This window comes from Anaerocolumna xylanovorans DSM 12503 (assembly GCF_900143645.1).
Taxonomy (GTDB): domain Bacteria; phylum Bacillota; class Clostridia; order Lachnospirales; family Lachnospiraceae; genus Anaerocolumna; species Anaerocolumna xylanovorans.
Genome location: NZ_FRFD01000012.1, coordinates 24,033 through 36,628, shown reverse-complemented (window position 1 = coordinate 36,628; position 12,596 = coordinate 24,033). Strand labels below are relative to the sequence as shown.

12 protein-coding genes are annotated in these 12,596 nt (G+C 41.1%); 5 read left to right on the top strand and 7 right to left on the bottom strand.

The features are described 5' to 3' along the window. Positions 1–71 precede the first annotated feature (71 nt). The 5 genes from BUF11_RS19145 to BUF11_RS19125 form a co-directional block, all read right to left on the bottom strand. The gene (locus BUF11_RS19145) at positions 72–833 is read right to left on the bottom strand and encodes an ABC transporter permease (RefSeq protein ID WP_242952420.1); all 762 of its coding nucleotides are present in this window, start codon (positions 831–833) and stop codon (positions 72–74) included. Beyond that, positions 826–1,605 carry an ABC transporter ATP-binding protein gene (locus BUF11_RS19140; RefSeq protein ID WP_073590481.1) on the bottom strand — a complete coding sequence of 260 codons (780 nt, stop codon included), beginning with the start codon at positions 1,603–1,605 and terminating at the stop codon, positions 826–828. The genes BUF11_RS19145 and BUF11_RS19140 overlap by 8 nt, the downstream gene beginning before the upstream one ends. 26 nt (positions 1,606–1,631) lie before the next feature. Further along, a complete protein-coding gene (locus BUF11_RS19135; RefSeq protein ID WP_073590480.1) occupies positions 1,632–2,663 on the bottom strand; it encodes an ABC transporter substrate-binding protein in 1,032 nt (343 codons plus the stop codon). 117 nt (positions 2,664–2,780) lie between these two features. Beyond that, entirely contained in the window at positions 2,781–3,653 is an 873-nt protein-coding gene (locus BUF11_RS19130) for a UbiA-like polyprenyltransferase (protein ID WP_175562106.1), read from the bottom strand. Then, positions 3,622–5,343, bottom strand: coding sequence for a menaquinone biosynthesis decarboxylase (locus BUF11_RS19125; protein WP_073590478.1), 1,722 nt, complete (start codon positions 5,341–5,343; stop codon positions 3,622–3,624). Before BUF11_RS19125 ends, BUF11_RS19130 begins: the two co-directional genes overlap by 32 nt. A 224-nt stretch (positions 5,344–5,567) precedes the next feature. Here BUF11_RS19125 and BUF11_RS19120 point away from each other — a divergent pair, with 224 nt between their 5' ends. Next, entirely contained in the window at positions 5,568–6,008 is a 441-nt protein-coding gene (locus tag BUF11_RS19120) for a BlaI/MecI/CopY family transcriptional regulator (protein ID WP_073590477.1), read from the top strand. Positions 6,009–6,014: 6 nt separating this feature from the next. Beyond that, a complete protein-coding gene (locus tag BUF11_RS19115; protein WP_073590476.1) occupies positions 6,015–7,601 on the top strand; it encodes a M56 family metallopeptidase in 1,587 nt (528 codons plus the stop codon). 48 nt (positions 7,602–7,649) lie between these two features. On the opposite strand, the gene BUF11_RS19110 is transcribed toward BUF11_RS19115, so the two are convergent. Together BUF11_RS19110 and BUF11_RS24975 are read right to left on the bottom strand one after the other, a co-directional pair. Further along, positions 7,650–10,940 (bottom strand): FtsX-like permease family protein, encoded by a 3,291-nt coding sequence (locus BUF11_RS19110; RefSeq protein ID WP_073590475.1) that lies wholly within the window; start codon positions 10,938–10,940, stop codon positions 7,650–7,652. Positions 10,941–11,018: 78 nt separating this feature from the next. Continuing rightward, complete coding sequence (locus tag BUF11_RS24975) at positions 11,019–11,147, bottom strand: hypothetical protein (protein ID WP_278277167.1); 129 nt, start codon at positions 11,145–11,147, stop codon at positions 11,019–11,021. A 183-nt stretch (positions 11,148–11,330) separates the two neighbouring features. Here BUF11_RS24975 and BUF11_RS19105 point away from each other — a divergent pair, with 183 nt between their 5' ends. From BUF11_RS19105 to BUF11_RS19095, 3 genes are read left to right on the top strand one after another with little or no spacing between them, the layout of a single operon-like run. Next, positions 11,331–11,651: a PadR family transcriptional regulator gene (locus BUF11_RS19105; RefSeq protein WP_073590474.1), complete on the top strand. Its 321-nt coding sequence runs from the start codon at positions 11,331–11,333 to the stop codon at positions 11,649–11,651. After that, a complete protein-coding gene (locus BUF11_RS19100) occupies positions 11,644–12,234 on the top strand; it encodes a DUF1700 domain-containing protein (RefSeq protein ID WP_073590473.1) in 591 nt (196 codons plus the stop codon). The genes BUF11_RS19105 and BUF11_RS19100 overlap by 8 nt, the downstream gene beginning before the upstream one ends. Beyond that, entirely contained in the window at positions 12,231–12,464 is a 234-nt protein-coding gene (locus BUF11_RS19095; protein ID WP_073590472.1) for a hypothetical protein, read from the top strand. Before BUF11_RS19100 ends, BUF11_RS19095 begins: the two co-directional genes overlap by 4 nt. The last annotated feature ends 132 nt before the right edge of the window (positions 12,465–12,596 follow it).

Below are 12,596 nucleotides of genomic sequence, written 5' to 3'. Positions count from 1 at the left end.
TCTTATTATTTCAATTTCATAGGGTGAGGAGTATTAAGCCTGTTAATATCCATGCTATTTTGTAGATCTGGTTACAGGCTGCTCCCGGTATAACTCCATTTGCATATGCGGTAAGCGAGATAATCAATTGATACAAATAATAAAAAGCCGATTACTGCAATCGTTATAATCCCGATGTACATTTCTATATAATTAATCCGTGACCACGCATCCAGAATATAATACCCCATTCCATAGGTGGTACCATAGCCCTCCACAAAGAATAGTATGGACACTGCAGCTCCAAGAGATACCCGAAGGCTGGTAAGTAATTGGGGCAGAATAGCAGGCAGGGTAACATGGCGGATGATGGCAAGGTTACCGGCTCCCGTACTTTTAATGAACTGATACATGGTTTTGTCAATGGCCTGAATACTGTCACGTACCGAGACGATAACCTGGAATACAATGACCAGTACCATAATTACTACTTTTGATCCGTCCCTCATGCCAAGAAGCAGCATTGCAATGGGCAGCAGAGCGGTTTTGGGAATGGGATAACTAAAATAAATCAAAGGGTACAGGATGCGGTTTGCCCTCCTGGAATAAGCAAGGAGTATCCCGGCGGGAACACCAATGATTAAGGATATGGCCAGACCGGCTCCAATTCTTCTTAAGCTATACAAAATATGTATCAGCATATGATCTTTCAAAACGATAGCAAAGCTTTGATATACACGGAGGGGGTTGGGAATTACGGGGGTATCTGTCAGAAGAAATGCAATAAGCCAGATTAGATTGATTGACAGAAAACCCTGTACAAATATCATACATTGTTTTAATAGTTTATTCAAATGTGTCCATCCCTTCCTCCTTCGTTACTAACTGCTGGCGGAGTATCTGTTTTGCTGTAAGATAGTCCGCATGATCGGGATATAATTGTCCGAAGTACGGGTTATTTTTTTGATACTTGATGTTACCGCCCTGAGCATCCATTACAGAAAGGATATTGCCCAGATAAAGAGCCTCTTCAATGCTATGGGTCACCAGAATAGTAGTGGGTTTCTGATACTTCCATACTCTTAAGAACAGCTCTCGGGCTTCCGCCCTGGTGATTTCATCCAACGCGGAGAAGGGTTCGTCCATCAGCAGTAAATCAGGCTCCAGGAGAAAAGCTCTTGCGATGGCACTTCTTTGTAATTGCCCGCCGCTTAATTCATTTGGATACTTATTAAGGATATCCTGAATATTAAGAGCTTTTGAGAGCCGGTTCAACTCTTGCGTATGCTTATTCTTATGATATTCTTTGCGGATTTTTAGGGGGAGCAGGCAATTTTCCCTGACGGTTTTCCAGGGGAGCAGACCGCAGTTTTGGGGGATGAGACCTATTTTGTGCTGCTTTGGACTTAAGGGGTATCCTTGGTCCCTGGCAGCAAATTCCATAGTACCGCTTTCTGCTGCCAGAGAACCTGCAAGGGCATTTATCAGGGTAGATTTGCCGCAGCCGGAGGGACCCAGTATCGCCAATGACTCTCCTTCCTGCAATTGAAAGGAGAGATGGCAGATTACCGGATTGTCACCCTGTTTGGATTTATAGTGAATGGATAAATCATTTATAATCAGCATAGCATTCCTCATCTATTCGGGATAACTTATTTTGAATAAACATCATATACCATCTGTTCATAGGTCAGGTCAGAACTGCAAAGTTCCTTTTTACTTGCCCATGCGATGGCGGATTCTACATCTTCTCTTGGCGGAAGTTTACTCTCGCGGAAGGGTTCTATAGTAATCTGTCCCTTCATTTCTTCCGGATATCCTACGGTTTTAATTACAATATCCTCATAACTGGAGATATCGGTCTTGTTAATGTATGCAACTGCCTCGTTATAAGCTAAGTATAAGTCCCTGACGGCTTCGGACTTTTCATCCAGAACTTTCTTGGTAAAGGCAGATACAGCCGGGTACAGGCCGATATCATTGGCACTGCCTAAATATACGGCTCCGTCGTTTAGTACAATAGAAGCAAAGGGCTCCGGTAATAAGCCAAGGTCAATTTTATTATTACGAAGCAGTTCAACCCGGTCAGGAATACGGGGAACGATTTCCTTTACAACAGAGTCACTTTCCATGGAATTTTTCGCTAAGATCTGATCCAAGGTATAATCAATTAAGGTGTTCTGGGAGATTGCAATACTTTTTCCCTTAATATCATTCATAGAAGTAATACCGCTGCTTTTGCCTGCTACCAGTACATAGTCACCATCGGTAATTCCTGTGATTTTAACGTCAAAGTCAGCATTTTGATAGATGCATACTCCGATATAATCTGTCAATACCCCATCCAGCTCACCGGCAAGAAAAGCAGCATCCCGGTCTTTGGCAGAGGTAAAGACTTCAAGCTGCAAATCCAAATTGTATTTATCGGCTAGACCCAGTTCATTAATCATGACATAGGGAATAACATCATAGGAGGACATCATTCCGATCCGAAGAACCGTTTTTGCAGACGGAGCTGCTGTTGTTTCCGGGGCATTTGTAACATTTTCGGAAGCTGCTTCTTTAGAAGGCTTCGGTGCGTTTGTTGAAGCATTTGTATTTGTTGATTTGTTATCGGCTTTACAGCCGGCTAAAAGTAACGTAATGAAACAGAATGTGAGGAGAATTTGTAAGCTTTTTTTCATTGTTATATCCTTGCTCCTTTCAAAGGCTGGAGACTTTGTGCGTAGCACAAATCTCCTACCCCATTTTCTTTTTAGATTTTTTCACTTTTAAGTATTCTTCATTATATATTTTGCGGCTTAAAACAGCAGTGCATCCAATACCCCGGTGATTAGCAGGACAATACTGACCAATTGGTTGACGCTGTAAGAGGCAATATTGACATTTGTTAAATTCGTTGGTGAAACCAGACGGTATTCCATGATAAATAAACATATGATAATGATTAGTCCAATAAAGTATATCGCGCCCAGCTCCGGTGCCAGCAGGCCAATTATTCCAAGGCACAGAACGGTTATAATATGAAAGAGCATAGCTATTTTCAGGGCATTCCTGACACCGAATTTAACCGGGATGGAATGAAGTCCGTTGGCTGTATCAAAATCATAATCCTGTGAGCCATAGATAATGTCAAAGCCGGCAACCCATAAGGTGTTGGCAGCTCCCATAAAGAGAGGGAGCAGAGTCAGCTTTCCGGTTACGGCAAGCCAGGCTCCAACAGGTGCACAGGCGCAGGTGACACCTAAAACCAGGTGGCACAGCCAGGTAAAACGTTTGCAGTAAGAGTAGATAATCATTAAAAATAAAGCAACCGGTGATAACAGGAAACAGATAAAATTCAATTGATAGGCGCCAACCAGCATAACCAGAAAGCAGAGGGAAGCAAAGAGAATTACATCCTTCTTCTTTATTTCTCCTTTGGGTATCTGGCGGCCTGCTGTTCTGGGATTTCTGGCATCAATTTCAGCATCAATAACACGGTTAATTGCATTGGCACCGGTTCTGGCACCTAAAAAGCACACTAAAATCCAGAATAAGGTAATGAGCTTTGGAAGCCTCCCTGCTGCCAGGAGCATGGACAGGAGTGCAAAGCTTAAGGAAAAGATAGTGTGGGAAAACATCACCAGCTTCCCGTAATCCTTAACTTTTTGTATAACTTTCGCTAATATCATAATGCCTCCATCTTTCGTTAACCAGTTGTTTCATCTCTTGTGTCATCATTATATCTTTTGGCCATTCTCTGGTTAAGCCCTCTTCTTTCCACTTTTTAGTGGCATCAATGCCGATTTTACCGTCGATAATGACGAAATCTCTTTTTGCATCAATGTTATTAAACACCTTCCACATAACGGTGGACAAGTCTTCTGGGTTAACTTCCTGATCCACTGCAATCACAAATTTATCACTATGACGGTTCATATATTCGGACAGAACTTCCTTTGCCTGCCCGGGGTGCTCTTTGCAGAGGGTTATAATTTGATAGGTATTGGTCAGCGGACTCGTCTTCTGTGCTTTTCTTTTGCCTGTTGCATCCATTCCAAGGCGGTTTCCGTATAAAGCTTCATTGGAAGAATGGTCCAGGGCGTCCAGTGGTCCTTCTGATATTATAAGACTTGTGTCTGCATCTACCTGAGTCAGTACGGCATCCCGTACCTGCTTTATATCCTGCACATCTACCGCAGCATCTACCACAACAATCAATTTGGTATACATCATCTGACCCATTCCCCAGATGGCATTCATTGCCTTTATAGCCGCTCCGGGATAGTGTGCTTTGATGGATACAATCGCGCAGTTGTGAAAGACTCCTTCCAGAGGCAGATTCATATCCACCAGCTCCGGAATAATCATGCGAAGCATCGGCAGGAAGATTCGTTCCGTTGCCTTTGCCATATAGCAATCCTCCATGGGAGGCTTTCCGACCACAGTAGCCGGATAGATTGCATCTTTCCGGTGGGTAATGCAGGTGACATGAAACCGTGGATAATAATCCGCAAGAGAGTAGTAACCCGTGTGGTCGCCAAAGGGCCCTTCCAATACCAGCTCTTCCTTTGGATCTACATAGCCTTCCAGTACAAATTCTGCATTAGCCGGTACATAAATATCATTGGTAATGCACTTTACCATCCGCACCCTGGATTTACGAAGCCATCCGGCTAACATCATCTCATCAAGCATGGGGGGCATGGGAGCCGTGGAGGCGTAGGTAATGGCAGGATCACAGCCAAGGGCTACCGATACCGGCATTCGCTGTCCCCGTTCCTGATATCCTTTATAAATTTCGGAACCATCTTTATGCTTATGCCAATGCATACCTGTGCTGGTTTTATCAAGGAGCTGGAGACGGTACATTCCCACGTTCTGGCGCCTGGTGTTTATATCTTTTGTAAAGACCAGGGGCAGGGTTACAAATTTACCTGCATCTTCCGGCCAGCATTTTAAAACAGGAAGAGTATCTAAATCTACCTCCCGTTCAATGACCTCCTGGCATTTGCCCTTTCTTCCTGACTTGGAAGGCAGTGCATATAGAAGGCGTAATAAGCGCGGAGTGCTTTTTATAAGCTTTTTTACGGACAGGTAATTCCCGAAATTTAAGTATTCGGCTATCAGGGCACCAAGCTCGTCCAACTCTTTCGCGCCTAACCCCTTACTCATTCTATTGTAGCTGCCCATTGCGTTAATTAGAAGAGGATATTTTGAACCGTTCACCTGCTCAAATAATAAGGCCGGTCCATGTGCTTTAGAAACACGGTCTGCAATTTCTGTAATTTCAAGTTCCGAAGAAACCTCTGTACGAATCCGTTTTAATTCTCCGAGTTTCTCCAGCTCTTCTATAAATGAATGTAAATCCTTATGTGACATGTGACACACCCTTTGTTTGGAATTAATGGATATATTTTAACCATATCTTAGAAAAGTAACATATATATACTAAATCAGAAACAAAAGTTATTCAATAGCAGAATTTAACACCGGTACAGATTAGTATATGAATGGTAAAAGAAAAAACAGTTGACAATCATTATAGACAAGTGTATATTATTAACATAGACAAATGTAGATTATAAATATTGGGAGATTGGAATATGAAGAGAAAAGAGCAGATAAATGAGGATAGTACAATTAACAGGGCTTCTGATGTACCGGTTGATTTCTTAACCAGATTGCCGGAAACAGAGTTTGAGGTTATGTCAGTGGTATGGAGAAACATCCCGCCTGTAACAACTGCAGCACTCATGAATCAACTTGGCAATGAAAAAGGGTGGAAGCTGCAGACATTAGTCACCTTATTAAACCGTTTAACAGAACGTGGCTTTTTGCGCAGTGAGAAATTAGGAAAAGAACGCACCTATTATCCTTGTGTAAAACAGGAGGACTACATCCAATATGAAACTGCACTTTTTGTGGAACGGTATCACCATAATTCCTTATTTCAGCTGGTTAATGCTTTCTCGGGGAACAATAAACTAAGCAAAGATGAAATAAACGAATTAAGCTCCTGGCTGAAAAATCAAAAGGATGAATAGGTTACTATGATGGAACTATTTTATTTATGTTTTACAAATTCTCTTAATATGGCCTTCTTCATTTTATTACTGGTTCTGCTGGAGCCACTATTAAAAAGATATTTTTCTGCGGTTTGTCTATACCGTATCTGGGTGATATTACTGATCGGATTATTAATACCAATACGTTTTGATGCCACGAAATCTTTATTTTACATCAGTTTACCGCGGATATCTGTTGAGAATAAGGTTGATACTGACATTCAAAAAAGTAGGGAAGCCTATCGTAAAATAGAAAAAGATAATCCGCCACAAAAACAGTTAGCCAGAGATACAATGAGTACCAATAATAGCCGAAAAGGGATTTGGAATCACTTTATCAGGGAATTAGTAACAGCTAAAGCTTCCTATGTTATTCAAAACAGATATTTTATTTTGAGTCTGATTTGGAGCTTTGGAGCAATCTTTCTGCTGACCGTAAAAGGTGTTAAGTATTATTTGTACCGAAGATGGTTAAAACGGTTCATAATGCCTATTGATGAAGAGGACTTAATGAAAGAATATAGCCAATGCATTCAGGAATTACACTGTAATCACAGAAAAATTAAAATTCATAAATGCTCTGTTATTACAGGACCCATGTCAATTGGTATTTTCAGACCTGCAATTCTATTGCCGGAGGAAGCATACTCGCAAAAAGACCTCTATTTTATATTCAGGCATGAGCTTATCCACATTCTTAGAAGGGATTCTTTGATTAAATTAATCCGGTTGATAGTGCTGTCGCTTAACTGGTATAATCCACTTTGCTATATACTTTCCAGGCATTTGGAGGAGTGGTGCGAAGTTTCCTGCGACGAACAGGTTCTTCGTAATTCAACCAGGTCTGACTGCCTGGGGTATGGAGAGCTGCTTTTAAAGTATACAGAAGTTGAAAAACAAATGACATCTATGATCAATATGATTGGAGGGAATAATATGAAAAACAGACTGCGTTTGATAGTCGAACATAGAAAGAAGCGTTCCAGTATTGTACTCGTTTTAGCGGTGCTGTGCGCCGTATTTACAACAGCAATTGTGTCTGCAAGCAACCGCACAGACACATTGGCATCTGATAATATTACAGTACCAACGGAAGAAGCGTCAACGCAAATAGAGGAATCAGAGGATGCTATAGCAGCAAATAATAACAGTGATTCAATTGACAGCGAAACACCGGAGCAAAATATTGAAGTTACTGATTCAAATTTAAACAATTGCGAAGCAGTAGTTGAATATGCAATACAGGCAGAGGGTACCCCGTATATATGGGGAGGGAATGATCTTAGTATTGGTGTTGATTCCAGCGGATTTACACAGGCAATTTATAAAGAAATTGGTTATGACATTCCCAGGACATCAAGGGAACAGGCTGAAACATTCAAAAAAGTCTCATTGGATAGTCTGCAGCCAGGCGATTTAATCTTCTATGCAAGTTCAGGAGATAATGAAGTAAATCATGTCGGCATCTATATTGGAGAGGATAAGATTATTCATGCAAAGAATGCGCATGATGGTGTGACCATTCAAGATATTAACTACCGTAAACCATTAAGTGCAGGCAGAGTTATTTGATTTAGCAAAAAGAGGGCTGTTTCCAGCCCTCTTTTTGTTAATCTAATCTTATTCAACGGACTTTAAGGACTCCGCCATATTAATCCGGTCGATTTTCCGAATCAGCACTGCATTGACAAATATGGTCAGACCAATGGTTACCGCCAGAGCATAAAGGTAGCTTGCGGGCAATATCCGTATATTAAAGGATACCGCTTCAATCTTAATCTGCTCCATGACAAAACGGTGCAGCAGGATGCCTGCCGGAAGGCCGAATATCATACTGATGATGGTAATTACGATATTTTCCCTGAAAACGTAACTGTAGGTTTCAGAAGGATAAAAGCCAAGAACCTTAATTGTTGCAATTTCCCGGTTACGTTCCGTAATATTAATATTGCTAAGGTTGTACATAACGACAAAGGAAAGTGCGCAGGCACAGGCAATAACCAGCCAGACAATATAGTTAAGGCTGTTCATCATATTGGTTACGCGTTTTCTGGTATCAGCGGTAACAATGACGTTGGATGCCCCATAATCCTTCATGAGTTTGGCGGAAATATCATAAATCTGACTGGAATCCGTTCTGGCATAGGCTGTCTTATAGGAACACTTCTGCCCGAAGACTTTCTGGTAGGTTGCTCCGCTCATATACATGTAGTTATAGGCATAATTCTTAAATATGCCGCCGATGGTAACGGTGTAGTTCTCGGTATTGTTCAGAGTAATGGCCATGGTATCGCCTGTTTCTAACCCTTCCGTTTCCGCAAGCCGGTCATTGATTGCAACATAGCCATAACTTGGAAAGGAAAATGGCTTACCGTTAAAATGAAGGTCGATTACCTTTGTGATAGCAGGGTCATCACTTGCAATTACATTCACCTTCTGGCTTCCCTTTTTATTTGTGACCTCATAGGTGTCAGTACAGATGAATACGCATTCGGAAAGCAGGTTAGCGGTATCCCTTTTAAAGCGGGACGTCTCTTCATCTGTTTGCACTTGGGGAAATGAGATGGTGTAGTCATATAACATAATGGTATCAAACTGATCATCGGCAATATTGCTGATGGAATCATTTAACCCCAATCCGGCTAACAAGAGTGCCGTACAGCCTCCCGTACCAAGGATCATCATAACGAGCCTTTTTTTATAACGCAAAATATTACGGACGGATACTTTGCGAAGGAAAGTTATTTTGCTCCATAGAAATGGAATCCGTTCAAGGAAAATACGCTTACCGGATTTTGGAGCCTTTGGCCTCATTAGTTCTGCCGGCATCTGTGACAGTTCTGTCCGGCAGGCGACATAGGTTGCACCTACGGAGCAGAGGAGGGAAACCGCCAGAGTAAGCAGAGCTAAATATCCGCTGAATACATATTTTATCTCTGCAAAATTATAAATCATCTTATAGGCCTGCCAGATAGCAAAGGGGAATAGCTTCGTGCCGGTAAAGTACCCCAGGATACAGCCAAGAATTGCGGCACTTCCCGAATAGGATACATATTTTAAGGCAATGGATTTATTGCTATAGCCAAGAGCCTTTAAGGTTCCGATTTGGGTTCGCTGTTCGTCCACCATTCTCGTCATGGTAGTACTGCAGACCAGGGCAGCAACGAGAAAGAAGAAGATGGGGAATATCTTTGCAATACCTTCAACAACGGAGGAATCATTTTCAAAGCCTGCGTAGCCGACGTTCTTGCTTCTGTCCAATACATAACAGGTTGGCTTAGCAATATCTTGTACTTTGGCTTTGGCATCATTAATTTTGCCAAGTGCATCTGCCAGCTTGTACTTGGCATCGGATAAGGAATCCTCTGTTTCTTTTTTTGCCTTATTATAGTTCTTTAAACCATCATCATATTGCTTTTTTGCATCTGCCAGCGCTGTCTTACCGTCAGCAATTTGCTTTTTATAGTTTTCAAGAGTTTGTTTTGCTTCTGTGAGCTGTGATTCAGCCAAGACAAGCTGCTTTTTGGTTGAGGCAAATTTGGCGTTTGCAGTTTCTTTTGAAATATCAAGTTGCGCCTGCGCTGCATTTATCTGCGCCAAAGAGACCGTTAAAGCCTGGTATTGCTTGATTACGTCGGAATCGTCCATTTGAGCCAAAGCCTGTTTTACCTGCTCCAGTTGTGCGGCGTAGGTTTTATATTCTGTACTGGTTTTGTCTGTAAGCCGGACAAGGGCACCTTCCAGGGAAGTTTTTGATTGTTCCAATTTGCTGTGTTGGTCAAGGACACCGCTTTGTTCAATCTGTTTCATTGCAGCAGCCACTTTTGAGCGGTTGGTCTTAATCTCTTTCTGTTTGGCCGCAAGAGTATCCTGGGTATCTTTCTTTTTCTTCTCATATTCTGCTTTAGAATTAGTATAATCAGCCAGGGATGTGTTATATTTTTCTTCCTTTTCCTCCAGCTGCCCCGTACTGTCTGTTAACAGTTTTTCCTTTTTGGTGATTTCAGCTTTGCCATCCTCTAACTTTTTTAAGGAGGCATTCAATTTATTATCTGCGCCTGTTTTCTGTGTCACATATTTGGCTTGGGAAGCGTCATATTCACTTTGGGAATCGGCTATTTTTTCATTGGCATCCTTTAGGATATCCTGATAGCGAAGTTCCGCCCGGTAATTGACAGCATCCGTTAAGGGCTGCTTCATAGCAAAGACGGCATCCTCATAATCTTTACTGAAGATTTGGCCGTTATCATTGTTCATAGTGACATAGATTTCACTATAATAATCAAAGGAAAAGCCGCCCTTCGGGATGTAGAGGAAGGCGTTTACAAAGCCCCCCGCAAGCTTTGTGGTGCCGCGGTCGCTGCGGTACATATAATTGACAGAGTTGCATAGACCCACAATTGTGTATTTCTCATAGGCAAAGCTGTTTATGATATCTTTATCATTTTTACCGGAAAGGCTTATGGTCTTACCAATATCATCTTTTGTGAAGTTAAGAGCATCAGCAACACATTCATTATCTGCCTTAGGCAGTCTGCCGGCAGTTAAGTTTACCTGATTTAATTTCCCGGTTATGGAATGGGCTTTTAGAATGACATCGTCCTGGCCGTTAAAATCCGCCATAAAGTCGGCAGATACAGCACCTTCTGCAGCTTTAATTCCATCCAGTTCATTCATGTAACGGATATCTTCATCCGTAAATCCCAGGGTTGACAGCAAGCGGTAATCATACATATTGGATTTTTTAATATAAGTGTCACCCATTTGTATCATCGCTTCTTTGGTTATCTTAAGTCCGGAGAAAAAGCCGACACCAAGGGCAATTATTACAAGGATTGCAATATAGCGCCCTAAGGTATGGCTTACTTCCCGACGGTTGTTTTTGTTCCATGCAGAATTCATCATTACCATTCAATCTCCTCAATGGATATTACTTTTTCATTCTTACGTACTGACGATACGCTGCCGTTCTTGACATGGATTATGCGGTCAGCCATAGCGGTTAAAGCAGATTTCTCCCTTCTCTGCTTCAAAACTGATATCACGCAAAGCATGAACTTTCACATCACCTGAATGATATACTTTTCCCACCTTTTCAAACCGGACAAAAGCACTCATGATAAGCCTCCTTAGCAAGTTTTAACAATTGAACTATAGTATAGCATAGTCTTTTATAATAAAAAAATCAATCAATAGAATAAGTGAAATACCACTTGACATCTTATACTATGTAATATATAGTATAAGACATAAAGAGGTATGGAATGAAGCAAAGGTTAAATAATCAAAGAAGGAGCCAATATGGATATACAATTAAAAAAAGGGCTGTTGGAGTTCTGTGTACTTGCTGTTCTGAAAAAGTCGGATTCCTATGGTTATCAGATAATTAAGGATATTTCTGTCTGTGTTGAAATTTCAGAATCCACTTTGTATCCAATATTGAAAAGGCTGGAAGCCGGTTCTTATCTGGAAACATATTCTGTTGAGCATAACAGCCGCTTAAGGAAGTACTATAGGATTACCGGTAGCGGAAGAGATTATGTCGATGATTTTCTGGAAGAATGGCAGCAGGTAATGAAAATCTATTATTTTATCAAAGGAGAGGAGAACGGTGATGAATAAAGCAGAGTTTTTGAAAGAACTGGCAGCTGATTTGCACAGGATGAAGGATGTGGAAAAGAATAAGTTTACGAATTACTACGAGGAAATGATTGCTGATTATACGGAAAATGGTATATCCGAAGAAGATGCGGTACAAAAAATAGGCGATCCGAAGAAAATTGCGGAGGAGCTTTTGAATGAGTATGACAGCGTACAGATAAAGCTTCCATCTACCGGCAGCAAAATATTAAATGTCACGTTGATTATTATTGGCTTCCCGCTGTGGGGAAGCATACTGCTTGCAGCAGTTTTAATGATTCTTTCAGCTTACATGCTTTTATGGTGTATTCCTTTTATAACGGGAGTTGGCTGTATCGGATTTTTTACCTCCTCTCTTATTGGAATAATCGGCTCTCCTTTTATTATGGCAAAGGGGATATCGGCAGGCATAATGCAGTTAGGAGCAGGTGTTGCTTTAACAGGTATTTCAATACTCTTAGGGATAGTAACAATTATCCTGTCAAAGAAGTTTGTTATTATAACGAAAAACTTCAGTAACAGGATGATTTCCCTGTTTAGGAGGAAGGTGGTGGTACAAAGATGATTCAAAAGTATAAGAAAAAATGCATGATATTAAGTCTTATATTAATTGTAACGGGTACACTTATTTCCATTATTGGTTTTGGCACGGCCGGTTTTCATTACAGCCGATTAAAGGAAAGTGCAAAGGGTGATGTATGGTATCAAACAATCCATACAGACGGTAATAATTTATGGTATGGAATAAAACTGGATGATGATATAAACTTATTTGTTATTGGAAACAGTGATTGATATTAATTGAAGGACAGCTGCCAGGCAGCTGTCTTTTTGCTTGGATAATAATTATTCTAAGTTTATTCCGGCAAATCGGCTCCATAATGAGGAGCTGGGTAAAGCAGAAGAAACCATCATCATATTTTTTAC